Annotated in this window: 27 protein-coding genes; all 27 read right to left on the bottom strand. The window is 67.2% G+C overall.

Features of this window, described 5'->3' with window-relative positions; translation table 11 throughout:
* Positions 1 to 226: 226 nt before the first annotated feature.
* The gene (locus BBA86_RS00300; RefSeq protein WP_141677811.1) at positions 227 to 574 is read right to left on the bottom strand and encodes a hypothetical protein; all 348 of its coding nucleotides are present in this window, start codon (positions 572 to 574) and stop codon (positions 227 to 229) included.
* A gap of 45 nt (positions 575 to 619) precedes the next feature.
* Positions 620 to 1,207: a hypothetical protein gene (locus BBA86_RS00295; protein WP_065569708.1), complete on the bottom strand. Its 588-nt coding sequence runs from the start codon at positions 1,205 to 1,207 to the stop codon at positions 620 to 622.
* Complete coding sequence (locus BBA86_RS00290; RefSeq protein ID WP_065569707.1) at positions 1,204 to 2,928, bottom strand: ATP-binding protein; 1,725 nt, start codon at positions 2,926 to 2,928, stop codon at positions 1,204 to 1,206. The genes BBA86_RS00295 and BBA86_RS00290 overlap by 4 nt, the downstream gene beginning before the upstream one ends.
* Positions 2,929 to 2,932: 4 nt before the next feature.
* Positions 2,933 to 3,124: a hypothetical protein gene (locus tag BBA86_RS00285; RefSeq protein WP_141677809.1), complete on the bottom strand. Its 192-nt coding sequence runs from the start codon at positions 3,122 to 3,124 to the stop codon at positions 2,933 to 2,935.
* Positions 3,121 to 3,840: a hypothetical protein gene (locus BBA86_RS00280; RefSeq protein ID WP_065569705.1), complete on the bottom strand. Its 720-nt coding sequence runs from the start codon at positions 3,838 to 3,840 to the stop codon at positions 3,121 to 3,123. The genes BBA86_RS00285 and BBA86_RS00280 overlap by 4 nt, the downstream gene beginning before the upstream one ends.
* 74 nt (positions 3,841 to 3,914) lie before the next feature.
* A complete protein-coding gene (locus tag BBA86_RS00275; RefSeq protein WP_065569704.1) occupies positions 3,915 to 4,253 on the bottom strand; it encodes a hypothetical protein in 339 nt (112 codons plus the stop codon).
* 107 nt (positions 4,254 to 4,360) lie between these two features.
* Positions 4,361 to 4,936, bottom strand: coding sequence for a helix-turn-helix domain-containing protein (locus BBA86_RS00270; protein WP_065569703.1), 576 nt, complete (start codon positions 4,934 to 4,936; stop codon positions 4,361 to 4,363).
* On the bottom strand, positions 4,936 to 9,996 hold the full coding sequence (locus BBA86_RS00265; protein WP_065569702.1) for a CHC2 zinc finger domain-containing protein: 5,061 nt from the start codon (positions 9,994 to 9,996) through the stop codon (positions 4,936 to 4,938). The genes BBA86_RS00270 and BBA86_RS00265 overlap by 1 nt, the downstream gene beginning before the upstream one ends.
* Positions 9,997 to 10,209: 213 nt before the next feature.
* Complete coding sequence (locus tag BBA86_RS00260; RefSeq protein ID WP_141677808.1) at positions 10,210 to 10,485, bottom strand: hypothetical protein; 276 nt, start codon at positions 10,483 to 10,485, stop codon at positions 10,210 to 10,212.
* A 484-nt stretch (positions 10,486 to 10,969) separates the two neighbouring features.
* Complete coding sequence (locus BBA86_RS00255) at positions 10,970 to 12,016, bottom strand: ATP-binding protein (RefSeq protein WP_065569700.1); 1,047 nt, start codon at positions 12,014 to 12,016, stop codon at positions 10,970 to 10,972.
* 2 nt (positions 12,017 to 12,018) lie between these two features.
* On the bottom strand, positions 12,019 to 12,450 hold the full coding sequence (locus BBA86_RS00250; protein ID WP_065569699.1) for a hypothetical protein: 432 nt from the start codon (positions 12,448 to 12,450) through the stop codon (positions 12,019 to 12,021).
* A gap of 58 nt (positions 12,451 to 12,508) precedes the next feature.
* Entirely contained in the window at positions 12,509 to 12,868 is a 360-nt protein-coding gene (locus BBA86_RS00245) for a ribbon-helix-helix protein, CopG family (RefSeq protein WP_065569698.1), read from the bottom strand.
* Between the two features lie 3 nt (positions 12,869 to 12,871).
* Positions 12,872 to 13,126 (bottom strand): hypothetical protein, encoded by a 255-nt coding sequence (locus tag BBA86_RS00240; RefSeq protein WP_083199379.1) that lies wholly within the window; start codon positions 13,124 to 13,126, stop codon positions 12,872 to 12,874.
* 118 nt (positions 13,127 to 13,244) lie between these two features.
* Positions 13,245 to 14,123 carry a hypothetical protein gene (locus BBA86_RS00235; protein ID WP_065569696.1) on the bottom strand — a complete coding sequence of 293 codons (879 nt, stop codon included), beginning with the start codon at positions 14,121 to 14,123 and terminating at the stop codon, positions 13,245 to 13,247.
* Positions 14,124 to 14,162: 39 nt separating this feature from the next.
* The gene (locus tag BBA86_RS00230; RefSeq protein WP_065569695.1) at positions 14,163 to 14,660 is read right to left on the bottom strand and encodes a hypothetical protein; all 498 of its coding nucleotides are present in this window, start codon (positions 14,658 to 14,660) and stop codon (positions 14,163 to 14,165) included.
* A 20-nt stretch (positions 14,661 to 14,680) separates the two neighbouring features.
* Positions 14,681 to 15,445, bottom strand: a complete 765-nt coding sequence (locus tag BBA86_RS14360; protein ID WP_141677807.1) for a hypothetical protein — start codon at positions 15,443 to 15,445, stop codon at positions 14,681 to 14,683.
* A 23-nt stretch (positions 15,446 to 15,468) separates the two neighbouring features.
* The gene (locus BBA86_RS00220) at positions 15,469 to 16,074 is read right to left on the bottom strand and encodes an A24 family peptidase (RefSeq protein ID WP_065569693.1); all 606 of its coding nucleotides are present in this window, start codon (positions 16,072 to 16,074) and stop codon (positions 15,469 to 15,471) included.
* Positions 16,071 to 16,547: a macro domain-containing protein gene (locus tag BBA86_RS00215; RefSeq protein WP_065569692.1), complete on the bottom strand. Its 477-nt coding sequence runs from the start codon at positions 16,545 to 16,547 to the stop codon at positions 16,071 to 16,073. The genes BBA86_RS00220 and BBA86_RS00215 overlap by 4 nt, the downstream gene beginning before the upstream one ends.
* Positions 16,548 to 16,558: 11 nt before the next feature.
* Positions 16,559 to 19,840, bottom strand: coding sequence for a LysM peptidoglycan-binding domain-containing protein (locus BBA86_RS00210; protein WP_065569691.1), 3,282 nt, complete (start codon positions 19,838 to 19,840; stop codon positions 16,559 to 16,561).
* Between the two features lie 16 nt (positions 19,841 to 19,856).
* Positions 19,857 to 20,852, bottom strand: a complete 996-nt coding sequence (locus tag BBA86_RS14645; protein WP_223246983.1) for a hypothetical protein — start codon at positions 20,850 to 20,852, stop codon at positions 19,857 to 19,859.
* Positions 20,853 to 20,869: 17 nt separating this feature from the next.
* On the bottom strand, positions 20,870 to 21,487 hold the full coding sequence (locus tag BBA86_RS00200; protein WP_065569690.1) for a hypothetical protein: 618 nt from the start codon (positions 21,485 to 21,487) through the stop codon (positions 20,870 to 20,872).
* 8 nt (positions 21,488 to 21,495) lie between these two features.
* Positions 21,496 to 21,906 carry a pilus assembly protein TadG-related protein gene (locus tag BBA86_RS00195; RefSeq protein WP_083199377.1) on the bottom strand — a complete coding sequence of 137 codons (411 nt, stop codon included), beginning with the start codon at positions 21,904 to 21,906 and terminating at the stop codon, positions 21,496 to 21,498.
* Positions 21,903 to 22,352 (bottom strand): hypothetical protein, encoded by a 450-nt coding sequence (locus BBA86_RS00190; RefSeq protein ID WP_065569689.1) that lies wholly within the window; start codon positions 22,350 to 22,352, stop codon positions 21,903 to 21,905. Before BBA86_RS00190 ends, BBA86_RS00195 begins: the two co-directional genes overlap by 4 nt.
* Positions 22,352 to 22,762, bottom strand: a complete 411-nt coding sequence (locus BBA86_RS00185; protein WP_083199374.1) for a TadE/TadG family type IV pilus assembly protein — start codon at positions 22,760 to 22,762, stop codon at positions 22,352 to 22,354. The genes BBA86_RS00190 and BBA86_RS00185 overlap by 1 nt, the downstream gene beginning before the upstream one ends.
* A 14-nt stretch (positions 22,763 to 22,776) precedes the next feature.
* Positions 22,777 to 22,971, bottom strand: a complete 195-nt coding sequence (locus BBA86_RS00180; RefSeq protein WP_065569688.1) for a hypothetical protein — start codon at positions 22,969 to 22,971, stop codon at positions 22,777 to 22,779.
* A gap of 104 nt (positions 22,972 to 23,075) precedes the next feature.
* Complete coding sequence (locus BBA86_RS00175) at positions 23,076 to 23,957, bottom strand: type II secretion system F family protein (RefSeq protein WP_065569687.1); 882 nt, start codon at positions 23,955 to 23,957, stop codon at positions 23,076 to 23,078.
* Positions 23,954 to 24,823, bottom strand: coding sequence for a type II secretion system F family protein (locus BBA86_RS00170; RefSeq protein ID WP_083199373.1), 870 nt, complete (start codon positions 24,821 to 24,823; stop codon positions 23,954 to 23,956). Before BBA86_RS00170 ends, BBA86_RS00175 begins: the two co-directional genes overlap by 4 nt.

The following is a 24,823-nucleotide window of genomic DNA, read 5'->3' as shown; positions in this document are numbered from 1 at the left end:
GGCAAGCGGCTGCGCCGCTGGCCTCGGGCAGCCGGCATGCCGGCCGCGGGTCCGGGTTCTGGTCGTGGGTTCGATGCCCCGGGGCCCCTCGCTGCGCTCGGTATCGACGTGCGCAAATCCTTCAGCTGGCGATCGCGGCGAGGTCGAATGCGAGTTGTGCTGCTCAGCAGCGGACGGCGATCGTGTCGATGTGATCGAAGGAGCGTGAGATCTCGTTTCGAGCGAGTCAGAGGCCCATTTCGAGGGCCGCGGCCGCCGTACGAGCGACGAAGATCGAGCTCAGCGATGCCGTTTTGCCGATGCGGCCGTTGCGCTTCATATCAGCGAAGATCCGCCGCGCCTCGATTGTGAGGTCATCGTCGGTGGGGAACTGTGAGATCCGGATGCGGTCGAAAGTGCTGAGAGGGCCGTCCGGGATCTGCGCTTGCGTGCGTTCGTAGACCAAACGGTCCTGTCGGTCGCCATCGACGTAGCTGATGATCACGGTGCACTGCGTCGTGTAGTCGACGCTGTCGTGGCGGTGGGAGGTCATGGGGAGACCCAACCACACATTGTCGGGGCGCCGCTCGAGCATCCTGTCGGCGGAAGGTTGCCTCTGCTGTCGATGTGGGGGTGATGCTCAGCGGCGGAGGAGGACGAGCGCGTTGATGCGCTCGAGCGCGCGGTCGGAGGGGGTCCACGGGCGCACGATCTCGTCGACGTCCTTCTGGGTGAGACCGACGCTCTCCATCTGCCATGTGATCTGGAGGCGTCCGTCCTCGAGGTAGATGGGCCGGCCGTCATCCCAGGTTGAGTGGATTCCGATGGCTCTCGTGGCATCGCGGGCGCGCATGCGGACGTCGGTCTCGACGACTTCTTCGACGACGGCTCCGGGGGCGCACCAGGAGACGCCGTGGCCGGCGAAGTCAGGATCTTCTTCTACGGGGCCGGTTGGGCGGATCCGGTAAAGGGTGCCGCGGGAGGTCAGGGTGCCTGACGGGGTGACGACCTCGGTCTGGAACGCGTAGGCGCGGGCGAACTCCTGGACCGTGGAGAAGTAGACGCGATCGGTGCGGGAGACGATGCCGTGTTCTGGTCGCTCGCGCGGCGTGTAGGCGATCGGGATGCGGGCCGCTGCAGCTGCCTCGGGGCTGAGGAGGTGCTGGCCGACCTTGATCCCGGGGAAACCGCCGTGCCAGTAGGTGGTTTCGGCGTTGTCAGGGATCATCGTCTGCCTGCGGCGCCGAGTTCTGCGGCTGCGGTGTTGGCGGTGCGGGGGCCGGTGATGAGCTCGAGGGTGCGGAGCCGGCCGAGGGCGTTGGCGAACCCTCCCCCGCTGGCGGTGTAGCCGGTGAGCTCGGAGATCTCTTCGTTGCTGAGTGAGGCGGGCCATGCGTCGACGAGGGTGTTGAGGATGGCGCGTTCGGCCTTGCCGAGGCGTGAGAGCCAGTAGTCGACGAGCTGGGATCCGGTGGGTAGCGGGTCGTAGGCGCCAAGTGCGTCGACGCCTACGGGCGTGATCTCGAGTGCGTCCTTGCTGCCGGCGATCCGACCGGCGCTGCGGAGCTTGCCGAGGGCGTTGGCGAACCCGCCGCCCTTGCTGCTGTAGCCGGTGAGGAGAGCGATCTGCGTGCTGCTCTTCGTGCCGTGGGTGGCCAGGGCTGCGAGGATAGCGCGCTCGGCCTTTCCCACCGCGCCTGTCGAGGCGCCGGCGGCCTTGGGTGCTGAGGAGGCTTCGGCGGGCCGTGGTGTCGCAGTCATGGAAGGTGTCCGAATTGCGGGGGTCTCAGGCTGCGTCGGAGTGGTCTGGATGTGCTTGAGTTCGGCGAAGGCATGGGCGACGTCGTCGGCCGTGCTGGTGAGGAGCGTGTGTGTGCGCTCGAGAAGAGCGTGCACCTGATCGAGGCGTTCTCGGTCCTCGGCGGTCAACGTGGGTACGGGGACCTCAACACGGACCTCGACGGGATTGGTCGTGGTCTTGGCTGTGAGCTGTGCACGCAGTCGCGAGATCTCCGCGCGCAGCGCGGCGGGGTTCTCGGCCGCGGCTTTCTCGATTGTGGTCGCGATCGCGGCGCCGAGCTCGGCGAGGTCGATCGTGCTGCGCGCCTGTGGGATGAGCCGGTCGACCTGCCCGACCTTCGGTGTGGCGGAGGAGTCGAAGGTGTCCCGGGCCCGGACGTTGACGAGCTCGAGGATCTCAAGCCAGGAGGGTGACCATACCCAGGCGCGTCCGGTGGGGAGGCTGGCGAGGGTCTTCTTGACCTTCGCGGCCTGGTCCGTGTCCGCGTGAAGGCGTACCCACTCGTCGATCGCGGCGACGTCGCGGGGGCCGGTGAGGCCGTGCGCGATGAGGACTTCGATCTGGGTGAGGACGTCCTTGTTGAGCACGGCGGGACGCTGCGTGACGAGGGTGCATCCGAGTCCGCGGGCGCGGCCGCGGCGCACGAAGTCTTCCATCGCTCCCAGCAGTGGTGCGCCCTCGGCACGCGGGTTCTGGGGTGCGAGCTCGTCGGCCTCGTCGAAGACGACGTGCATGGGCTGCCGGTTGCGGTGGTACAGCTCGGTGACGAACGCGGTGAGGAAGCGGCGAGCAGCTGCTTTGGAGAGCAGGGAGGTGTCGATGATGGCGGAGATCCGGCGATCGACGATGACCTCGGCGATGACGCGGCCGGCGCCTTCCTCGAGGGGGACGTCGGCGTGGGATCCGCCGAAGACCACGACGGGCAGCCCCGGGCCGTCGCCCGCACTGTTGGAGCGGAGGCCCCACCACACCCCGACCGTGTCGACGACGCAGACGGGTACGCCGAGCTTGACGAACTCTTCGACGATGACGCCGGCGGTGTTGGTCTTGCCCTTGCCGCGGCGGCCGAGGATCGCGATCGCCTCGGTGACCAGGTCGACCGGGAGGGAGAGCTCGTCCCCGAGGCGAATGGGTGTGGTGATGGTCATGGCGTCACTCGTTGAGGCCGTCCGTGAGCGCATCGAAGTGGAGTTTCTCGAACCGAGCGGCGATCGCGAAATGCTGCCCCGCGCGGGCGGCGAGAGCGGCCTTCTCGGTGAGGTCGTCGGTGGTCACCGCGGTCCCGAGGAGGGTGTCGCCAGCGGCTCGCTGGAGGTGAGCCTCAGCGTTGTAGTCCATGGTCATCGGGGATCCTTCGTGGTCTTGCGGACGCTGGTGCGGGCCCGCTTCCTGTAGGAGGAGAGAGGTTTGCGGGGGGCGTCGTCGAGGAAGGCTTTGCCGGCGCCGCTGGCGAGCTTGGTGTTGCGCAGCTGGACTCGGTAGGGGTAGACGTCCTCGAGGAGTTCGCAGCGGGCGACGATGGCGGCCCAGTAGTTCGGGAAGGTGACGATCTCGACGATCTCGCCGCCGGCGGCGAGGCGACGGGTGGCGGCTTTGTCGCGGTCGGTGCGGGCCATACGGACGGTCTGCACGGGCATGTTCCGGATGTTGATGACGGTGAGATCCCACTTCTCGAGGTAGCCCTTGTATCCCCACAGTGCAGTTGCGTTGGTGGGGTCTTCGGCGATCTTCTTGACCGCGCCGCGGGCGTAGACGAGATCCTTGGTCTCTTGGTCGAAAGCGCCCTGCGGGGGGCGGACGAGGGCGATGACGCGGGCGAACCGGGTGGGAGGGACGCCGTTGCGGATCCAGCGTCGGATGGTGCCTTCGGAGACGCCGAGTGCCTGCGCTGCGGTGATGGCGTCGACGTGGCCGAGTCGGTTGTAACTGCTGAGCGTGGCGGCGAGGACCTGGCCGAGCTTCCGTGCTCCCCAGGCCTGCTCGAGGGCTTCGATGTCTGCGCTCTCGGGTGTGAACCACAGCGGTGCTGTGGTGTCCTCGAACTGTTCGATCGCGTCCATGACCCTCGAGCCTCGTTAGTGAATGTGACATTCACAGCATAGCGGCGGACAGGCATCGCCGTCCATCGCTGCGCCTACTTCTTGGGCTTGCTCGCTCGCTTCTCTGCAGCTGCAGACACCGCGGCTTCGGTAGTGCCCTTCCGATCGGTGGTGGGGCGCTTGGTGGCGATCTCGGGACGGTTGGCGTTCAGCCGGGCGGGAGCCTTGCTCTCGGCGATCCGGCGCTCGATGAACGCGTCCGCCTCCTCTTTCACGAACAAAGGGCTCCGGGACGTCTCGGGGGCGACGGACTTGGGGAAGCCCTCCTTGCGCTGGCTGCCCTTGGCCGTGGCGTAGACCCGCACGGTCTGCGCGGTGACATTGAGCTTCTCGGCGATGTAGGTGTAATCGACGAGCTCGGGCATGGTTGCCATCCGAGGTAGTCCTTTCGTTGACTCGAGTCGCGCCGCATAACAGCGTGACATTCACTGAGGTTATGGTAGCTAGTCGCGCTGGCGCGGTGCGATCCGGCTCGGCAGGTTCAGCGCCATTCGACGCCCTTGATGCCGTGGAACTGCCAGCCGTCGACGTAGCGGGAGTCGTAGAGAGCGGTGAGGAAATCGGTGGCGCCGGCGTCGCCGCCCCGGGTCCAGGCTTCGTAGAGCTGCTGCTGCTCGAACGGGGACATGTCGAGGTTGCTGTACCGCTCCGACACGTACTTCTTGTCGTTGGGGTCGGAGGACGGCCCCTGCAGCGCGTTGACGCGGATGGTGCGTTGCCGGGTGGGCTGCTGGGCCTGGATCCGCTTGGCGAGCTGCCCGCGGCCGCGCTGCGTGGTCACGGACTGCCGGACCCGCTTGGTGATCTCTTTCACCATGGCGGCGCGGGGGTTCTGCACGCCCTTAGCCCACTTCTGGATGGTGCGAGTGCTGACCCCGAGCTTCTCCGCGGCGAGCTTGGTTGCGATCGGGAAGCGGTCGCTGCTGCCGGGGAACAGGAACCGGAGCATCGCACGAGTGTCGGGGTGCTCCGCGCCGTAGTCGGGAATCTTCTGCCCGGTGAGGCCCTCGAACATCGCCTTCATCTGCCGGGCCTGAGCCTGCTTGCTGAGTGCCATCAGATCACCTCATCCAGGTGCTTCTTGCCCTTGTAGGTTCCGTCTCCGGTGAGGAACTGGGCGTGGTGCTCGAGGGAGTCGGACCCTTCGTACTTGTACTGGCCGAGGCCGCGGCCGAACCACTTCGCGTCCCCGGGCCACGCCTCGGCGGCTTCGACGGTGTCGCTGGTGTAGACGATCGTGTCCTTCTCGATCGCGACAGGCCACCGGCCGGTGCTCTCGGCGTTGCGCAGGACGCGTCGGATGATGTTCGCCCGGGACTTCGCGACGATCATGTCGTGGCGGTGGGGAGCCCATACGGCGAGGGTGTCGTGGTCGCCGCGGAAGTCGAGCATGCCGATCGCGGCGGCGTACATGATCTTGAGCAGGTCGCGCGCGGCCTGGTCGTCGGGGTCGTCGGTGTCCAGGGCGGTGCGGGCATCGCGGACCCGCTTGTACCAGGACTCGAACACCTTGCCGTGCTGATCCCACAGCCAGGCCTCGTGGATCTCGACCTCGATATCCATCTCGGCGGCGAGCTCCAGCGTGGGTGTGCTGACCCACATCTGGGATCCGGCGACACCTTCGCGGACGTTGCCGCCGGCGGCGAAGATGTGCGGGATCTGCCAGTTGTCGGATTCGGGGACGGTGATCAGCCAGTAGCCGGGCTTGTTCGTGGTCTTGGTGAACTGCAGGGGCCCGGCGTAGTGGGTGGGTGCGCCGATTCCGACGTCGGTGCTCGTGGCGGCGAGGTAGGAGCCGCCTCGGTCGAACCCGTGCACCCACTGGTGCTCGAGCTCGTCGCTGCTGAGGCGCCGCTGCCAGTTGAAGTCACCCTCGGCGATCATCTGATCCTTGACGGGCGCGGGCCGGTCCTGGGGGTAGTAGATCTCGTCGCGCTTGTCCTTGGGCAGCAGGGCGGTCATCAGCTTGGTGCCGGTGGTGCCGGCGCTGCTGCGGTAGGGGAACTTGAGTGCGGCGGTGAACTTGCCCAGGCGGCGGGCAATGGTGGCGGGGTCAGGGTCGCCGTCGAGGATCGTGCCCACGAAGGCGTAGTTCTGGGCGGCGAGGAGGGTGATGTGCGCTCCGACGCTGCGGTCGTCCTCGCGCCAGATGTCGATGCTGCCGGCCATGGATCCGTCGCCGGTCATGGTGAAGCCTGCCTCGGTGGCCTTCGCGACGAACGGGTGGCCCTTGGTGGCTTCGCGCAGCATCTTGGGGAAGTCGGAGTCGGTGCCGTCGGGGAGTGTGTCCAGCGGCAGGCCCAGAGCGATCGCCGCGTCGGTGGTGAGGTAGATCTGGCCCCGCTCGGTCTTGCGTGCCCCGTTGGTGCCCTGGTTGATGCGGGTGCCGAGGTTGATGTCGGTGGCCAGACGGGCGAGCTGCCCGGCGTGCTCGAGCTGCCCGTTGATGCGAATGAGCTCGCCGTTGGACAGCCACAGCCCGTCCGTGTGGAGGACACCCAGCGGGGCCCGGAAGGACTCGTCCCGGTTGGCCGGTGCGGCCGCGGAAGCAGCCGGAACCGTGTCCGCGGGCTGCGAACGAGTGGATGCCTCGGCCGCGGCAGGCGCCGCCGCCGGAACCACTGCCGCGGCAGCGGGTGCGGGCGCTTCGGGTGCCGCGGCGGGGTCTTCGATGGGGATCTCGGGGGCATCCGTGGGGAGGAGCTGGTCCGAGTTGTCGCCGTCGAACAGGGCGGGGAAGCCGCCTTCGGGGCTCTCCGGGTCTCCCCCATCGACGCCGCCGTTGCTGGGGCCGTTGTCGTCGGGGTTCTCGCCGAGCAGTGCGGAGAGCGGGATGTCCCAGACGCGCTGCTGCACGGTGCGTCCGATGCGGCGGTTGACGCTGCGCTTGCCGGCGCCGTCCGTGACGAGCCAGCCGTGCGACTGCAGTGAGGAGGCGAGGGACACCTTCGTCTCGCTGAACGCCTCGTCAGCACGCTGCGACATCTGGTTGGCGACGCTGACGACGGTGGTGGGCAGCAGGTAGAGCCGGTCGCCGTCGTGGCTGATGATACCGATGCGTTGCCCGTTCGCACGCCACTGCGAGTGCATGCCGGTGGATTGGTCGACCCAGCCGAGAGCGGCGGCGTCTTCGGGGACTGTGCCGTCGATGCCCGACAGGTGGGCGTTGCCGTTGGCGATCGCCTCGCGCAGGTAGTCCATCAGCTGCTCGGCGGGGTCGGATGCCGAGGAGTCCTGCAGGCTGATCGCGTCAGCGATGCCGTCGCGAGCCCAGCTGTAGAAGTCCTTGGCTTCGTCGGGGCTGATGACGTCGAGGTCGCGGAGCATCATCAGCATGATCACGATGCCGCGGTCCAGGGTCACGGCGGACTGGACGAGGCGGTCGTGGAGACCGTTGTGGCCGCTCTGACGGGGGATGCGGTTACGCCAGTACGTCTGGGTGCACAGGCGGTGGTCGACGTCTTCTTCTGCCTGGGTGAAGTCGTCGATGAGCTGCTCACGTCGACCGGCGATCCACTGCAGAAGCGCAGCGCCGATGGTGGCGCGGGCGTGCCGGTTGTGGCGTGACTCGAGGCGGCCGAATATCTCGCCACCGTTCTTGACGGTCGCGGGGTCCAGGGGCAGGTTCACGATGCGGGAGTCGGCGGAGCCCTGAGCGGACAGCTCGCCGGAGGTGATGATGCTCGCCACGATCGGCCGGTCTGCTTCGGCACCACCGCGCTGCTTGCCGCGCAGGCGTCCGATGCCGTTGAACACGGTGCGGCCCAGGGCGCTGATGCGTCGGATGGCTCCCTTCGCGTCTCCGTCCGGGGCGAAGTCATCGACGATGACGGGCATGTAGTTGATCGAGCTGAGGGTGCGCTGCAGACCGATCGTGGTGGCACCGCCGGCGGCGCCAGAGATCAGACCCTTGGTCATGTAGGTCAGATTCGGTGCGAAGTACTGCACCGCGAGGCGGCTGTGCGAACTCTTGTATGAGGCGAACCCGCCCACCAGGTGCAGGATGATCGGTCCCGGCACGACCGGGGCTGTCCAGGAGTGACCCAGCAGGGGTGCGACCACACGAGCGGGGAGCTCGGATTCGCGCAGCGACACCGTCCCGTCGATCCACGCCTGACGCAGCACGTCACGGTCGGTGGTCGGTTCGGGCATGGCGTAGATCTCGGAGGTCTTCTCGACATCCACCTCGACGTCGAGCGCACCGCCCTTGGCGATCGCGCCGGCGGCGTGGACGAAGTACGGACCGGTCTCCGCATCACGCCACCCAACCGTGGTGTGGACGATGCTGTTGTCCTGCGGCGGGGAGATGGAGCTCATCGCGTCCCACGCCTGGTCGCGGCCGCGGCGGCTCTGCGACTCGAGGAACCCGGGCCAGGGAAGTGCGGTTGCCCAGGATCCGTCGCGGATCTGGTCTTCGGTGTACTTGAGGGTCTTCGTCTCGGTTTTGATCTGACCGGTTTCGGCGTCACGCACCGGGTAGCCGCGCTGGTTGAGCACCCACCGGAAGAACTGGATGACGTACAGGTGCGGGGAACGGGCGATCTCCGAGTCGGTGCCGTCGTCCTCGATCGCGACGCTCTGCACCTCGGCCCAGCCGCGCATGACCCGGTAGTACTTCTCGGTGTAGCCCTCGCCGCTGTCGGCGGGAACGTACTTCACGAGCACGGTCTGTCCGTTGACGACGGCGTAGTCGTTGCCGTGGATGTGGGGGCGCTTCTCGGGCTGACCCTCCTCCTCGTTGCCGAAGAACACGCCACCGTTACCGCCCCCCGAGCTGCTGCTGGTGGGCGGGGTCGGGGTGACGTCGACGACCTCGGAAGGTTCGACGGGAGCCTCAACCTCGGGCCGCAGCGCAGTCAGGGCGCTGACGATGGTCTGTGGGACGTCGAGGCCTGCGGTGATGTAGGTGTCCCGGGCGATCTGGGCGCCTTCGACCAGCAGCGACTTGTAGCTGGCCAGCGCGTCGCGCCCTCGCTCGCTCAGCGTTTCCGGGTCCAGGTCAGGGTCGATCGCCCGGATGCGCTCGAGGCGGTTCAGCGACTCCCGAGCCCACGCCTCGGCGTGCTGTTCGGAGGTGCCCCGATCCTGCTGGGTCTGTTCGAGCTGCGCGATCGCTTCCTTGAGGCAGACGGCGATGCCGGTGCGGCCGGTGACGAGCTTTTCGGCCTCGGAGGCTGCGACCATGGCGCGGGCATCGTCAACGGAGATCTCGACGAGCGTGTCGACTCTGCCGCCGGCGTCCATGTGGTCGGTGAAGTCGGCTTTCCGGTCTGCGAGGTTGGGCAGCAGGATCCGGGCGGGAATGGTGAGATCGGCCAGCTGTGCGCCGACGGCGGCCGCGCGCTGCGCGCCGGCCGCATCGTTGTCGACGACCAGGTTGACGCGGCTGCCGCGGAATCGTTCGAGCAGCTCCGCGGGGAACGCTGTGGCACCGCCCGCATTGGTCGTCGCGGCCAGGCCCTCCTCGATAGCGCTGTCGGCGTCCTTCTCCCCCTCGAGCAGCCACACATCCTCTCCTGCAGCGACCGCGGTACGGACGGCGTCGAGGTTGTAGAGCAGTGGCGAGAAGTCAGCGGGCTTGCGCTTGACCCAACGGCCGTTGGCGCCGCGGTAGCTCTGCGTGAAGCGCTTGTGCCGCTTCCCGTCGACGGTGGTCTCTTCGCGGTGGACCCGCTGGCGGACGACGCCGTTGTCGTCGACGTACTCGTAGACCTTCACCTGGGTCCAGGTCGCACCGGTCAGATCCGGGGCCGTGGGCGCGAGCTCGTCCTTCGTGAGCCGTGGCGGGAGCGAGGGTCGCTTGGGTCGGGGCGTGGTCGACCGACGGCGGTCTGTGGGCAGAGGCGCGTCGAACAGGTCGCTGATGGTGAGCCCGAGAGCACCGCAGACGTCGTGGAGGTTGAACGCATCGCCGCAGCCGAAGCAGTGCATCATCACCTTGCCGGCGACCGAGTCGTACCGGATGCTCAGTGACGGCTGCGCGTCGCCGTGCACCGGGCACAACGCCTTGAACTGGTTGCCGCGGCGTGCAGGCTTCCACCCGCCCCGATCCAGCGCCTCCCAGACGCGATCGAGGGATGTCCGAGCCGCCGCGGCCGGCGTGTACTCAAGCGTCATCGCTGCAGCACACCTCCCCGGCGTGCGCAGCGGAGCATAGCGGGTGCGGCGAGTCGCCGTTCACCAACGCTAGACATCCGCAATAAAGCGGCTACAATCATGCACATACCCGGATTCTCAATAAGGGTTTCGCGATACGAGGTCTCTTGCCGGAGACCAAGACTCAGCACTTTTCACCCCCGCAGGTTTGCCGACCAGCGGGGGTTGTGCTTTCTACGCCGACTTGGGCATGTCGAGCATGTCGAGCTCCTGTTCTGTCTCTCGGGCAGCGCGCTCTCGCTCCGCCTTCTTGAGTTCGTCCTTGACGTAGTCGGGGATTTCGAGCCCAGCTTGCTGGGAGACAGCCAGCGCGAGCCAGCTGCTGAGGGGAAGTCCGGCGTCCGCTGCGATGCGCTCGAGGATCGGGTCGTAGTCCTTCGGATACCGCACAGTCCTGACCGCACGAGGGCCGTACGAGCGGCGTCCCGGCTTCTTTTCTGATGCAGGCATGCCCCTGTTCTAGCACGAAGCTGAATCAGAATCACGGATTCGCTTGGTGCGTCGCAGCTGCGGCGTGTTTCTCCCATGCAGGTATAGGCCCAGCCTCAGACACTTCGCGGACATCCCGATCGCAAGAAAGTTTCGACGCCCGCTGATACACCTTTTCCGCCCTCGCGCGCGTACGCATGTGTGAGGACTATTTTCCAAAAGGTGTAACAGGTGGTGGCGTCGAAGAAAACCCCAGTTCAAACGCCACTAACACGCCACCACCTCGGGAGAGCCAAGGTGGTGGCATCCAAAAAAACCCCAGGTCATGGCTGTTACACCTTTCCGGAGAGGTGGTGAGATTTGCGCCATGAGGGGCCCGAAAGTGTAGTCACGGGCGTGGGTGTAACGGCCGACCTGACGTGTGAGCGGCGTCGGGGTGCCGCTGTTCGAGCGAAGGTTCGTCGTCGATCGACGTCACACGCTGCGTGTCGGCTCGGCGTGTCGCCTAGTCGAGGATGCCGTGGGAGATCCGCCAGGTGCGGACGGAGCGGCCCTCTACGCGGATCGGGGTGGTGCCGGTCTCCGTGGTGAGCAGGCGTGCGCGGCGGAGCGCGGCCGCGATCGCACGGATGCTGAGCGTCTCGGTGCCGTGGGCTGCTCGGATGAACGAGAGGGCTTCTGCTGGGCGGAGGTAGATGTGGTCGGCGTTGATGCGGCCTATCGGCCAGGCGGCGCTTTCGTCGGATCCGGTGGTGAGCTGTCCCCCGCTTTCGAGGAGGTAGCGAATCGCGGAGCGCACGGCCCAGACGACCTGGTCGTCGGTGTGGAGCCAGGAGAGCTTGGGGGTGGTGGCGTTCTCGAGCTCAAGGGCGCGAAGGACCTCGTCGCCGACGTACAGGGCGGCGCCGAGGCGTCGGAGGTTGTCGAGTTCGCGGTGGCCGGCGAGACGTAGCGCTCGGGTGTCGACCTCGACGCTTCGGGCCCGCTGGCGGAGGTAGCTGGCGACGTATCGTCGCGCGGCGATCGCCGGTTCGCTCGAGACGCTGCGGAGGCGTTGAAGGCTCCGTGGCTTGGCCGGAAGTTCGATCGTGATGATCCGGGACGCGCTGAGCTCCCCGATGGGCTGACTGCCGGTGGCGACGAAGATCGACGCCTCATGCAGCCGGGAGTAGAAGGGCACGTAGGTCGCGCTCTCGAGTTCGTCGAACATGCGCGGATGCCGGGGAAGCCCCAGGGGTGCGGCGTCGTCGACGATCAGCGGTACGCCGGGGTGGACGGCCTTCTCGAACGCAGCGACGGTCGACTTCTCAACCAGGGGTCGCGTGGTCTCCCCCGCGAGATCTCCGATCGCTCTGGCGAGCGTGGTCTTGCCCGAGCTGGGCCCGCCGATGATGAAGACCGGCACCGGAAGCGGAGCAACGAAGGAGAAAGCGATCGCTCGCAGCAGCTGATCGACGTGGCGCGGGAACGCCTCGCGCAGCGGCTCGATCCCCGCGGCCCAGGCGCTTTGCGCGTGAGAGGCGGGGATGAGGTCGCTGGAGGGCGTGGTCACGGTCAGGTGGTCAGCTGCGGGAGTCGCTCACGGATGACGTTGACCGCGGTCAGGAGCGAGTCGGGTTCGTGACGGAGATCCTCGAGGTCGCTCAGCAGGGGGATGAGGCGGTCGTGCGGGGTCAGATCCCACGCCGGCCGGTTGTTGAGCTCGTCCGGGATGCGGCCAAGGAGCCAGACCGGTCCGTCGAAGGTGTACTCCCGGGCGAGCGGCAGCCGGCGCAGGACGGCGTAGATTTCGCCGGCAACGATGGAGATCCGCCACTCAGACTCTGGAGCACCAGGTATCTGTGTCTCGGCGAGGCGGAACCCGTCGGCGACATCCCAACCGGCGAGGTTGTCGTCGCCGATGCCGTGGCGAGCTTCTCGGTCGGGGTTCTCCGCCACGAAGGCGATCGGGTTCTCGTAGGCCGTGACGCCAACGGGCGGGGTCATGTAGCGAGGCTGGATCAATGTGTTCCCTCTCGATCGACGCGAATGATGGCGAGTGCGCTCAGGCGTTGGTGCGCGCGCGGGCGTACTCGAGGACGGCCGCGCGGATCAGGGCACTGCGGCTTCGTCCTTCATGGTCGGCGAGTTGGGTGACGATCAGGTCGAGGTCGCCGGTCGCGCGAACACGCCACGTCACGGTCTCGGCCCGGTTTTCGCCTAGCCGGGGGCGTCCGAGAGCGATCTGGGTGGCATCTTCGATCGTGCTCGCCCCGGTGGCTGCCAGGAGCATCGCGCGACCGGCGGCGGCAGCATCCTCTCCGTGGAGAGCAGTACCGGGGATCGGTGCCAGTTCGCCGGCCTCCGCGGCCGCGGCGAACTGGTCCCAGTCGTCGACCTTGCTGCGGTCATCTGTGCGGGTCATGGTTCACTCCTTGGTCTCGATCAGGTGGCGGTACAGGTCGCTCAGTGGCATCGCGTGGAAGATCACAAACTCGTCGCCTTTCATTGCGACGATGACCTCGATGTAGCGATCGGTCTGAGCGTGGGGGTGTCCGACCCATACCCGAGTCAGCCAGCCCGGACGGCCGGAGACGTTTTCCTGTCCTTCTGCGTGGGAGATGGCCCACAGGATGTCCTCGCGGGGAATCCCGTGCTTCGCTGCGCTCTTCTTCCACTCCACTCCCACAAGAAAAGAGTACTACAAAAAGGGTGCTACAAAAAGAGTGCTACAGGGCTTCGGTGTGAGTTCGACGCTCTGGGGTTACCGATGTCCATGCCTCTGCCTGGTGACAGGGGTGTTACTCCGATGGTGTGACGTCTATGAAGCGGGGCGTGACTGCGGGGGGTGCTGGTGTAAGCGGGTGCGGGTCGAAGACGGCCGGGTCAGCTGTCTGCCACACGATTAGCCGGTCGTCACACCACGAGCATTCTCCTGACCAGACGTACGGGTCTGCTGCATGCAACCGGGAACGCAGCGGCTGCGCGTGTTGGCTGACGAGGTCCGATGACCACCGGGTGCGGGGATGGAACGCCGCTGCGGCGAGGTAGAGACGTCGGCCGATGCCGAGGCCGACGTATCGCTCCCAACCCTGGCCTTGGTGGTCTGGGTCATCCGGGTCGATCGAAGCGATCGCGTATGGCTTCGAGAAGACCACTCCGCGCCCGTCGAGCGCACGGACAGTGAACCGCGCGCGAAGGCCGCTGGCTGCGTGCTGCACCACAGTCATCGGATCGCCCTCATTCGTGCCGTGACGGATGTAGATCTTGGGGTCGGTGACCACCTTCTGGATCTCGGCGACCTTGTGCGTCGCGATGGCCGTCACCGCTTGCTGGGTCAGGTGGCGTTGCACGAGGGTGTCCACGTTGGGCCGTTCGGATGCGGCTGCCACCACGGCTGGCGCAAGCTGGGGAAGGTGTGACAGCAATCGCGGGTGCCAGGCGTTGGCGCCCGGCGAAGTCTGCGCCCAAGCGCGCTCGAGCTCTTCGTAGATCAAGATCCGAGCCCACTCCTCCGCAGCTGCGGCGAGCCCGTCTGTTTCCTCGAGTTCACGGAGGGCCGCGGCCGCGCGTTTCCGCGACCACCATCCCCACGCCCGCTCAGCCTCGCGCTCGGCGTAGCGCCGGTCCTCTCGGATACGCACGTAGGTACCCTCCGTGCTGTAGTACTCGTCAGACATCCGACACCCTCAGTCGTCGCGGCCCGCGGAAGCTCCCGATCAGTTGTCGCCCTGGACGATGGTGATGGGGACCATCTTCATCTGATCCGGTGCGCCCGGCTGGGTCATCTTGATCCAGAAGTACCCGTCTTGCCGGAGAGGGATGGGCCCTGCCGGCTTGGTGCAGCTGGTGGGGACCGCGATGACATCCGCGACCCGGACAAGCTGGCGCGCCCCGGCTGGGCGGGAGGTGTCTGCAGGGATGACCACGGTCTGCTCAAGGCCGTCCACGGTGGGCTGTCCTGGTGAGTAGCAGCGGAGCCCGAAGGAGATCGTGACCTCGGCCGGTGTGGCGTTGGAGTTGTTGCCGAGGGCTGCGCTGACCGGGGTGATCATCCCCGGGGAGACGATGGCCGGCGCGAGGAAGAAGTGAGGCTCGTTCAACGCGAATGATCCCGCCGCTTGGGCAGGCGCGGCGAAGAGCAGCGAACTGCCGGTCAGGGCGAGTGCTGCCGTCGCTGTGGCGAGCAGCCGTCGACGTCGGGAGGACGAGGTCACAGGAATCCTTTCGAGGTCGACTACGAGTTCAGGCCGGCAATGTCGCTCGCTAAGACCCAAGCGACAGCGGTGTGCGGCGAGGTGAGCATCTGCGTCCGCTCCTCATGGGTCTGCGTGTGGTGCAGCAGGAGTCTCTCACTCGCCGCATGAGTCACTATCAGCAGCACTCCCCCTACGCGCCGGATCATGTTCGCGACACCGTAGGTGCCGGCGGTGCCGTCTGGGGGCTCTTCCACCCAGTAGGTCTTGGTGCCGTCGATGGTGACACTGAACCTCGGATTTGCCCACTGGGCTGTGACGGTGGAGGGGGTGGTGCCAGAAGCAAACGTCATGGGGTCGAAGCTGGTGAAGCCCTCCAGAAGCAGGTCTTGGACCGGACTGCGCCAGCCACCAGCGGCTGATCGAGACAGGTAGAAGACATCGCACGTCGGACTGATCACCAGGCAAGGCACGTACGTCTGTGACGTCGTTGTCCCCTTTCGCCCCCACCACCTCCGTCGAGTGCGTTCCTCCACGCTCTCGAGACCAATTACTTCCGCGTGCCAGCTCTGATCCGGGAAACTGGTGAAAATGCCTCGCCTGAGTTCCAGCGGCCCGCATGCGGCATGAGTGGCAGCGATCACCGCACTGTCTGGCAATTCCTCGAAAGACCAGCGAAGCGCCCCAGATCCGAGTGAGTTGCCGCACTTAGCGCACTCCCCTTCCGGGAGTACAGCGTCTTCCAGGGTGGACAACAGGTCGGCGCCGACCTCACGGGCGATCGCAGGGTCTTCGACGAAGTGCATGTGTAGGGAGAGTCTTTCTCGAGTCAGAGGGAGAGGGCAGCTGCAGCTACCGCCGCGGCGGCGCCGCCGGCGAGCATGTAGGGCCCGAAGGGCAGGTCGTGGATGTCTCGGCCGCGTGTTCTGAGGATTGCTGCGGTGATCGCGTGCGGGAGTGCGAGGACGTACGCGATCGTGATCGCCAGGAGCGGGAGGGACCAGGTGTGCCACCCGGTGAGGAGGCCGATGCTGAGGGCGAGTTTCACGTCGCCGAAGCCGACTTGGCCAGCGAGGCCGATGCAGCCCATCACCACGGCGAGGCCCAGCCCGCCGGCGATCGCGGTGACCGCGGCCACGCCTTCACCAGTGGTCAGTGCGAGGGCGAGGACAGCGCCGGTGAGGATGGCGGCGAGGGTGAGGTTCAGGGCGTCGGGGAGCCGCTTGTAGCGGATGTCGTGGCGGGCCAGGAGCACACCGTAGGCGGCGTAGACGGCGAGCATCGCCCACTCGCCCACGGCTGGGCGCAGATCGGCGCTGAGGGGCGCTGTGAGCGCCAGGAGAGCGCCGAACCCGCCGATGAGGGCGGTCAGGTAGCGCAGAGCCGCCCGCGGCCGCGTAGGCGCGTTCTCGAGAGCGGTGGCAGGGGCGGTCACGCTGTGTGCTCCACCAGGAGGACGTGCAGCGGTGCGGTCGGGTCCAGGGCGTTCAGGATCGTGGTTCGTGACGCTTCTGAGCTCATCCCGCCGTGGCCGGCGCCGATCAGCGGGATGGCGAGGCTTGCGAAACCATGGGCGCGTGCTTCGGCTACGGCGTTCACTGTGGACAGTCGGACGCTCTCTGTCGTCGCGGTCCATCTCAGGGTCAGGCCGGCGACGTGGATGAGCGCCTTCGCCGTAGGGAGGTCGCCGGCAGAGGTAGTGACGGCTTGGCCGAGCTCGAGGATCCCGTGTCGGGCGAGTTCCTTCCATGGTCCCGGACCGGTCTTGCGCTTGAGCGCTCCGCTGACTCCTCCGGGCACGAGGAGCCACCGTGGCACGACGTTGCGGTTCCACGGGTTCACGATCGCGTCGACGGGGATCGAGGTGATGTCCCGGTCGACCTCCGAGACGGTCAACGCGCTCTGCATGGGTTCGGGGGTCAGCTCGCGATCGCGTGCCGGCGGCGCAGCTGCGCGATGAGCGCCTGGGTCTCAGGCTCGGGCTCGTAGTCCTCGTCGATGGCGGCGAGGTTCTGCTCGAGCTGGGTGATGAGCCGTTCGACGCCGGCGAGATCTCCAGCCTGGTGTTCGGCGCGGAGGCCGTCACGCCAGTAGATCTCGTTGACGGGGTCGACCATGCGCCCGATGGCGGATGCCATGCGTGCCTGCCGGACCTGCCCCGCCGTGAGGCCGCGGGTGGCGGCTTCGTGGGCGACGTCGCCGATGAGCGCGATCATCTCGTGACGGAGACGGTCGGCGAACACGTACCGCTTGTCCTGGACGCCGGTGATCGGCGGGCCCTTGACGAGGTCGAGGGCACCGAGGAGGCGGTCGGTAGGTGCAGCGGAGAGGTCGTCGCCGACGAGCTCGAGGAAGTCCTGCCAGTCGGTGCGGACGTCTTCGTGGAGGCGGTACTCGCCGGTGGTGATGAGTGGGAGGTACCACTCCCCCTCATCGTTCTGACCGAGCCAGCGCCGCGTCTTGGACGCCAGTCCGTTGCGGTCGCTGGCTGCCTTCTTGCCGCTGGCGGGCTGTCCGGGCCAGAACACGGCGTGGACCTGCTCCGCGGTGGCGTTGGGTGTGACGGACAGGAACGCGACGAGCTCGGTCCCTCGACGGATCGCCGAGCGCCACTGCGCTGCGGTGTTGGGGTTGACGGGGGCTTCGCCGCGGGCGCCGCGGACCTCGACGGTGCCGAGCATCTGCAGGTACGGGCCACGGTGCAGAGGCACGACCGACGCCACCGCGGCATCCGCCTCATCGTCGGCTGCGACGTCGGGGATCGGTGCGCCTTCCTCGTCGACGACGTCGCCAGCGATCGTCTCGTCGCCGTCGATCGTTCCGTCGATCGCGTCCGCCTCATCAGCCACCAGCGCAGGGATGTCTTCGGCTGCGGCCGGTGTCGGCTCGTCGATCACAGTGGTGTCGCTCTCGGCGGCGGCCGCGGGGATGTCGTCGAGAGCGAGCTCGTCGTCAAGAGCTGTGCCGGTGGCTTCTCCCTCGGTCGCGACGTCAAACAGCGCGAGGATCTCGTTGTACTCCTTCGCGCCGATCGTCTGCGGCGTGATCGGGATCGCGATGTCGGTGCCGGGGACTTCCAGCTCGGCGCGACGGCCGTCACGGAGGGCGAGGTTCCAGCTGCCGGTGAGGTGGCCGGCGCTGACGGCGGCGATCCCGACCCGGGGAAGACGAGTCACGAGTTCGCTGATCGCCTCGCGGGTCGCGTCGTCAGGGTTGTCGCCGAGGATGATGATCTCCGGCGACCAGGCCTCGGCGTAGGCGCCGGTGGTGCGGGCCTGCTCAAGACCGTCGACACCGAGCTCCTCCAACGCCTGCTCGACCTCTGCCGCCTGCCCGCGCAGATTACGCAGCAGGGTCTGGGTGTCGCTGACGTGACGGACGCGGCCGCTGCCGAGCGCGAGCGGCAACCGGTCCCCGACGCCCACGAGGGTGACCTGCACGTCCTCCGACCAGGTGTTGGCCGCGAGTTCGATGGCGATCGCCGTCAGCACGCCGCGGCGCATGTCGCTGTCAGCGCCCACAACGTTGAGAGCGCCGAGACGCTCGAGGTCGACGAAGATGTGGCCGTTGTTGTCGTCGTGGCCGAGCATCACCAGCGCGGGGTACGGCGCCGAAGGGATGCGCTCGAGCGGTTCGATATCGGTGAGGGCGACCATCCATGCGAGCTTGTCGTCGGGGTCGTACTGGGTGAACGGTGCCGGTAGGTCCGTGGGCTCGTCGAGGTAGACCGCGACCGAGTTCTCGTCCAGGCGCAGCGCGTACAAGGCGGGGAGTCGGCTGCCGGTGTCCTGCGCCCACACGGCCAGGTGGCGCAGCGCGGCGTCAACGGCTTCGGCGCCGACCGGGTTCTCGACGGCTCGCAGCTCGAGCTCCACGCTCGACACCGTCTCGTCGGGCATTGCGATCCGCTGGCGGGGCTTGCGCTCACGCCGCTGCCGCAGACGTCGCCACCCCAGCAGGGTCAGCAGACCAGCGGCGAGCGTGGCGCCGATGCCGCCGACCGTGGCCACGTTGAAGTAATCCTCAATGCCGGTTTCGTCGACCGAGTCGTCAGCGGCATCAGCTGCTGCGGGTGCCGGAGCCTGCGCCTCGGGCGCCGCCGGGGCTTGAGTGGTGAACCCGAGTCCAGCGCTCGTGGAGTCCTCGGGGGTCTCCGCATGTGCGCCGCCGGCCTCGGCCTGGTCTGCTCCTCCCCCAGCACCCGTCTCGGCAGCAATTGCGCCCTCGTCGACGTTGGGCGCGGCGCTGGTCGACTCGCTGTCCTCAGGAGCCGGCGCAGGCGCCGGTGCAGGCGCCGGAGCGGGAGGGGTGACGGCTTCGGTCGCGGCGGGGATGCTGACCGTCTGGCCGGGGTAGATCAGGTCGGGGTCGGTGATCGTGGACCCGTCCGGCTGGACGATGTTCTTGGACGCCTCGAAAATCTCCGGGTAGCGGGCTCCGTCGCCCAGCTCGTCGGCCGAGATGTCCCACAGGGTGTCGCCGGATTCGATCGTCCGCTGCTCGTAGGAGGCCTCGGGTGCAGCCTCCGCCTCCGCGGCTACGGCCGGGGCAGGTGTCGAAGGTACGGCGGCATCCGCTGGAAGGGTCAGCACCCATCCCTCGTGCAGCCATCCAGAGGCATCCAGCGCTCCGCCATCGGCCTGAGTGACGCCGACGTTGAGCGCGGAGATCTCCGACGCTCGAGAGCGATCGCCGAGTGCCGACTCTGCGATCCGCGCCAAGGTGTCGGATCCGGTCACCGTGTACTGAGGACCCGCCTGAACGGGCGCAGCCTCTTCCGCCGTGGCGGCCGCCGGCGTCGAAACGACCGAGGCGCTCATGGGAGCTGCGGAGGTCGTGGGGACTTCCGCAGCGAACGCGGCGGTCGGTGCGAACAGTGCGATTACCGCGGCCAGCAGGCCGCCCATCACCTTCTGCTGCATCCCGAGCCCAGGGATCCGCGGCCGCGGCACGCCCCGCAGCTGCGAGGGGAGCTCCGCGAGGAACCCGACCGCGAAGCTTGCCCAGGCGATCCACGCCGCGATCGGCATGATCGTGCCGACGAGGAAGGAGCCGGTGTAGTCGGGCAACGTGAACGCGCTCACGAGCTCGTCCCACGATGGGATCGGGTTGCCGGCGAAGAACACGAGACCCGCGGGGATCCCGATCAGCAGCGCGGCGAGCAGGATCAGAGATCCGAGGCCCTTTCCGATGCGGTTCATGATGCCTCCCAGGGGGTCAGGGGACGATGACGGTCTGCAGCTCGTTGACCTCGAGGTCAGTGGAGCTGTCGGTGGTGAGGTTGATGGTGCCGCCGGGCCCGGCGAGCGAGGTCCACGTCACGGTCCAGCTGGTGGTCGCGGTGACGGTGAAGCGATCGCCGGGGGTCCGGCTCGAGGTGGTCGTGTACTTGTAGCCACAGGTCGGTGACGTCGTCATGCCGTACCCGGTGTTGTACGGGGTGCCCGTGTTGCCGCAGGTCGTGGATGCGCCGTCGCCCATTTGCCAGCGCACTGACGTGGCCTTCGCGGTCGCGGTGATGGTCTGACCGCCGAGAGTTGCCGTCTCCGTGTACGGCCCCCAGGTGAGCGGTTCCGGGTTGTTGACCCACAGCCAGATCGGGACGCCGACGTAGCCGCGGCGGTGCCCCCACTCAGGGTTCACCTCGGGGGCCATACCGATGTCGATCCCCCGCAAACCGAAGGTCGAGATCAGCTGCTCCGCGGCGCTGCCCGGAGTCAGGACTTTCAGGCCCGGGGGGATCGTCTCGGACCAGAAGTAGGACGTGATCGTGGCGCCCTGGTCGATGAAGGGTGCGCAGACGTAGTAGCCGGCTTCCTGGCTGTAGCTACCCGGCCGCGCTGGCCACTCCCCCTGGACCATCGAGACGAAGCACTGCCGGCTGTTCGACCAGTACCGCATCCCGTCACCGCACCCGATCTTCACGTAGAAGTACCGCACCCCGCTCGCCTCATAGGTGACGACGTCCTCATTGGGGTAGTCGTTCACGTAGTTCGGGTCGATGCGCGAGTAACAGGCGGGTGCGCCTGCGGTCCATCCGTTGCTGTCCGGGTTCGGTGCCGGATCCGATGGCGCGGAGATCGTCAGGTAGCAACGTGACGACTCCGGGTCGCACCAAACGTTCTCGGCAGCACTTGCTGGCGCCCCTGTGGCCACCAGGGCGCCTGCAGCCAGGACCAGGGTGACGAGAGCGGTGACAAGTCGTTTCAGCATGCGATCTAGAGCTACGGTCAGCAGCTCTCCCCCAGACTGATCAGGTCGTAAACCAGCCACTTTTGGCTGTCGGCGTCGTAAACGACCTGGTAGTCGAACGTGCTGCGCGCTTCCGGGCGCATGGCTTCGGAGCCGTCGCTGGCGTAGATCTTGTACTCGCTGGAGTCCTGGCAGGCGTTGATGGTGATCAGGCCGTTCTCAACGCCCTCCCATTCCTGCCCGTAGGAAGCCGTCGTTTCGTACTTGATTGCACCCTCGGTCTTTCCGGGGCCGTCGATGTTCTTCTGGTCCGTGTTGAGAATTGGGCCCTTGGCGATCCCGGCTGCATCGTTGACGGCGACTTCGAGGGCTCGACCCGTCGCCCAGGCTTCGAGCGGCGCGGTATCCGTTCCGCCAGCGGCGTTGACCTCGCCGCGTACGACGAAGTACTGAGTCAGCACCGTCTCCGCATCCGTGATCGCGTCATCCTCGCTCTCCGGTGGTGAGACCTGAGGGTTGGAGGCGGTAGCCGACGGAGAAGGCGTGCTCGTGCTTGTCGTGGGAGAGGGCACAGGAGTGGTGTTGGTGCAGCCGGCGAGGAGTGCCAGGCCTGCGGCGATCCCCGCGAGTGCGGTGAGGGTGCGCTTGGTGCTCATGGGGGCTCCTATTGGGTGATGAGCTCAGCGGTGGCGCTGGCTTCGACGGGGAGGGCGGCGGGGAAGAAGATCGGGTTGTAGTCGGTGGTGACGGTGACGGTGATTCTGTCGCCGGCGACTGACACGTTGCCGCCGACTCCGGCTGCGGAGAGGTAGCCGTTTGCGGCGTTCACTGCCCGGTTGGTGTCGATCGCGGTGGTGCCGTCGATGATCGCGGCGCCGCTGATGGCGTTGGCTGCCGCTCGGGATGCGCCGGCTGCGGTGGTGTAGGCCTGCTGGTTGGCTTGCACCTTCCCTGCGCCGTCGAGGACGAGCCCGATGATCGCGAGGAAGACGGCGGCCATGATGACGAAGTAGAGCGTCGTGACGCCGCTGTCGTCGCGGAGCTTGTCGCGCAGCTTCTGGATGATGGTCTTCATCGCCGCTCCCGGTATGCGTCGACGGGCGAGATTGCGGTGCCGCTGAGGTCGCGGGTGCCGGGCATCCCGATCAGGGCAGCGTCGCTGAGCTCAACGGTGCAGGTCACACGGGCGCTCACCTGTCCGGTGGTTCCGATGGCCGTCGCCAGCCCGGACGTGTCGATGCTGACCTCGAGGTCGGTGCAGTTGACGTCGGACTGGGCCATTGCGACTCGGGCCATGTCTTCGGCTGCGGCTTGAGCTTCGGCGGCGTTGCGGGCGAGGGATGCTTCGCGGGCTGCGGCGGAGGCTGCGGATTCGACGGCGTTGCCGGCGAGGCTGAGACGCCCGGCCGCGGCGAGGAGGACGAGGAAGCCGAGGAGCGCGGGTGCGAGGATGACGATTTCGAGGCCGGCGGATCCGCGGTCGTCGCGGAGTTTGGTGAGGAGGGTGCGGAAGCGCTGCATCAGTCAACCCACCTTTCGACCGGGCCTGTCACGGTGACGTCGACGGCGGTGTTCAGGCCAGGGACGAAGCTGGGGGCAGTCCCGGTGACGGTGACGGTGACGGATTGCGCTCCGCGGTTGACCGAGACGGATGCGCCGCTGACAGGGGTGCCGTTCTGGTTGATGACGGCGAGGCCGGCGGTGGTGCCGTCGTTGCTGCTTGCGTTGTACGAGCGCGCAGCGTTGTAGGCGCTGGTCGCTGCGGCATGGGCGATGTTGTTGGCGTGAAGGATGATCCCGGCGTGTAGGAAGATCGCGAGGAACAGCAGCAGGATCGGGGCGACGACGACGTTCTGCAATGTGGTGACACCTCGATCACCGGTCAGCGCGTGAAGCAAGCGCTGCCGGTGATCGAGGGTGTCCGTCTGCATGATCGTCGCTCGTCTCAGCCGGTGGGGACCTGCGAGAGGAAGTTGTTGATCAACACGACGAGTCCGGTTGCCACGGCGACTGCCGCGACTCCGATGATCGCGTACCAGATGACCTGCTCGAGGGTCACCGACCCTCGTTCCGGCTCGCTGATGAGACGGGCTGCTCTCCCCCGCATGCGGGAGAGGAACTTCTTGCTCAGTGTCGACATGTCAGGCGTTCCTTTCGTGTGTCGTGCTCGGTGTGGATGGTGCGTGGTCTGTCAGGTATAGGCCTCGATATGGGCCCTTCGCGGACATGTGGCTTTTCAGGTTTTCAGCTAAACGCATCCAGTGCGAAGGGTGTCCCCAGGAGGAGCATGAAGAGGACTCCCGTGAGCGCCATCGGGATGGTCATCTTGTTGGTCGCCTTATTCGCCTCCGCTGCTTCATCGTTCAAGAGCCGGTCGCGGAGGTTCTGCCCCCGTGCCCTGAGTGTCTCATATACTGATGCGCCCTGCTCCCCTGAGAGCCTGATCACGTTGGCGATTTCACCGAGGTCGGGGACGCCGGTTTCCTTCGACAGCTGCTCGAGCGCGTCCCAAGGTGCGACGCCGGCGTAGCGGGCTTCGGTGAGGGTTTGGCGGATGCGGACGAAGGCCCAGTTGCGGCCGACCTGGGCGGCGGACTCGAGCGCCTTACCGGGAGGGGCACCGCTGATGCGCTCTGAGCCGACGAGCTCCATGTAGACGGCAATGGAGCGGGAGAACTCGGTGCGCGCTTCCTGGGCTTGGCTGCGGATGAGGAGGTTGGGGATGAACCAACCGCCGGCCGCGAGAGCGATTCCGAAGAGCGCGGGGACGTAGAAGGCGCCGAGGCCGAGTACCTGGGCGACGAGGCCGAGAGCGAGGGGTGCGACGAAGCCCAGCGCAGCGCAGAGGACCTTCTGGTACAGGTACCGGTTGACGCTCATCCCGATCAGTCGAAGGTCCGTGTTGGGGATCTTGAGTGCAGAGCTATCGCTGAACCGGCGGAGCACTGCCGATCCGACGCGGTTCTCGAGGGTTGCCGCGTAGGCGGTGTCGGTGGCGACGGATGTGGTGCCGATGCGGTCGAGCGCGGACGCGAGCCGGGGCTGGGTGGGGATGAGGGCTGCGACGATCACGGCGATACCGAGGCCGAGGATGAGCCCGGGCAGCACGATCAGGGCGAGGTTCATTTCGCACCAGCTTTCTCAGTGGGAACCAGGAGCCGGGGGGCTTTCACGCCTCGGCTGATGCGCCGCATCCAGAGGAGCACGACGGCGTAGATGATGAGGTACACGGCGAACAGGATCTGTCCGACGGGGGTCCCGTAGGGGGCGGAGTACTGCTGGGCGAGGACCAGGAGCACCAGGAGCGCGAGGGTGAAGTAGACGACGAAGCGTGCTTCGTTGCGGGGGGTGGCCCGGTCCGCTTCGATCTGCCGGCGCATTTTCACTCGCTCGAAGATGCTCTTGGCGAGGTCCTCGAGCGCGGTCGCTAGGCCGGAGCCACGGAGTTCCGCTTTGCGCAGCAGGTGCATCACGAGGACGTCTGCGGTTTCGTCGTCGAGGTCGTCCGCGAATGCCTGCAGCGCTGCCGTGGTCGTCCATCGGGCGTTCATGCGAGCGACGAGCTGCGTGACCTGCGGCTTGATCGGTTCGGGGCAGCTGCCGAGGGATGCGGCGATGGTGCGTTCGAGGCCAGCGCCGGAGACGGTGAGGCCGGCGAGACCGCGAGTCCAGGACTCCAGGGCATCCAGTTTGGCGATCGCGTCCTCCTCGGGCCCCTTCTGCAGAAGCCAGGGGAGGCCGACCGCAGCGAGGGGCACGGCGACGACGAGGATCCACCATCCGGTGATGAGAGCGAACAGCAGGCCGATGGCACCGCCGATGAGCAGCTGAATCTGTTGCGTCCGGTTCAGGCGTCGCCTTTCGCGGGCTTTGAGCAGCCGCCGGGCGGGCAAGCCGGTGTCCTCGCCTCGGCCGGCAAAGCCGAGGATGACGAGGATCGCGCCGGCCACAGCCGCGATGATGCACAGGGCGAGGGTTGCGGTGGTCGCCAT

The organism is Microbacterium oleivorans (assembly GCF_001691565.1).
Classification (GTDB): Bacteria; Actinomycetota; Actinomycetes; order Actinomycetales; family Microbacteriaceae; genus Microbacterium; species Microbacterium oleivorans_B.
The sequence above is the reverse complement of the archived record's forward strand: the minus strand, read 5'-3'. Positions and strand labels throughout refer to the sequence as shown.

Coding starts and splice junctions, on each gene's coding strand:
- BBA86_RS00200 (WP_065569690.1), bottom strand. CDS start 21,487: ATGAGCACCAAGCGCACCCTCACCGCACTCGCGGGGATCGCCGCAGGC.
- BBA86_RS00170 (WP_083199373.1), bottom strand. CDS start 24,823: ATGGCGACCACCGCAACCCTCGCCCTGTGCATCATCGCGGCTGTGGCC.
- BBA86_RS00190 (WP_065569689.1), bottom strand. CDS start 22,352: ATGCAGCGCTTCCGCACCCTCCTCACCAAACTCCGCGACGACCGCGGA.
- BBA86_RS14645 (WP_223246983.1), bottom strand. CDS start 20,852: ATGCTGAAACGACTTGTCACCGCTCTCGTCACCCTGGTCCTGGCTGCA.
- BBA86_RS00270 (WP_065569703.1), bottom strand. CDS start 4,936: ATGGCACTCAGCAAGCAGGCTCAGGCCCGGCAGATGAAGGCGATGTTC.
- BBA86_RS00235 (WP_065569696.1), bottom strand. CDS start 14,123: ATGTCTGACGAGTACTACAGCACGGAGGGTACCTACGTGCGTATCCGA.
- BBA86_RS00265 (WP_065569702.1), bottom strand. CDS start 9,996: ATGACGCTTGAGTACACGCCGGCCGCGGCGGCTCGGACATCCCTCGAT.
- BBA86_RS00215 (WP_065569692.1), bottom strand. CDS start 16,547: ATGCAGAGCGCGTTGACCGTCTCGGAGGTCGACCGGGACATCACCTCG.
- BBA86_RS00195 (WP_083199377.1), bottom strand. CDS start 21,906: ATGAAGACCATCATCCAGAAGCTGCGCGACAAGCTCCGCGACGACAGC.
- BBA86_RS00260 (WP_141677808.1), bottom strand. CDS start 10,485: ATGCCTGCATCAGAAAAGAAGCCGGGACGCCGCTCGTACGGCCCTCGT.
- BBA86_RS00290 (WP_065569707.1), bottom strand. CDS start 2,928: ATGACCATCACCACACCCATTCGCCTCGGGGACGAGCTCTCCCTCCCG.
- BBA86_RS00250 (WP_065569699.1), bottom strand. CDS start 12,450: ATGACCCCGCCCGTTGGCGTCACGGCCTACGAGAACCCGATCGCCTTC.
- BBA86_RS00275 (WP_065569704.1), bottom strand. CDS start 4,253: ATGGCAACCATGCCCGAGCTCGTCGATTACACCTACATCGCCGAGAAG.
- BBA86_RS00295 (WP_065569708.1), bottom strand. CDS start 1,207: ATGATCCCTGACAACGCCGAAACCACCTACTGGCACGGCGGTTTCCCC.
- BBA86_RS00210 (WP_065569691.1), bottom strand. CDS start 19,840: ATGAACCGCATCGGAAAGGGCCTCGGATCTCTGATCCTGCTCGCCGCG.
- BBA86_RS00185 (WP_083199374.1), bottom strand. CDS start 22,762: ATGCAGACGGACACCCTCGATCACCGGCAGCGCTTGCTTCACGCGCTG.
- BBA86_RS00245 (WP_065569698.1), bottom strand. CDS start 12,868: ATGACCCGCACAGATGACCGCAGCAAGGTCGACGACTGGGACCAGTTC.
- BBA86_RS00180 (WP_065569688.1), bottom strand. CDS start 22,971: ATGTCGACACTGAGCAAGAAGTTCCTCTCCCGCATGCGGGGGAGAGCA.
- BBA86_RS14360 (WP_141677807.1), bottom strand. CDS start 15,445: ATGCACTTCGTCGAAGACCCTGCGATCGCCCGTGAGGTCGGCGCCGAC.
- BBA86_RS00175 (WP_065569687.1), bottom strand. CDS start 23,957: ATGAACCTCGCCCTGATCGTGCTGCCCGGGCTCATCCTCGGCCTCGGT.
- BBA86_RS00300 (WP_141677811.1), bottom strand. CDS start 574: ATGCTCGAGCGGCGCCCCGACAATGTGTGGTTGGGTCTCCCCATGACC.
- BBA86_RS00280 (WP_065569705.1), bottom strand. CDS start 3,840: ATGGACGCGATCGAACAGTTCGAGGACACCACAGCACCGCTGTGGTTC.
- BBA86_RS00285 (WP_141677809.1), bottom strand. CDS start 3,124: ATGACCATGGACTACAACGCTGAGGCTCACCTCCAGCGAGCCGCTGGC.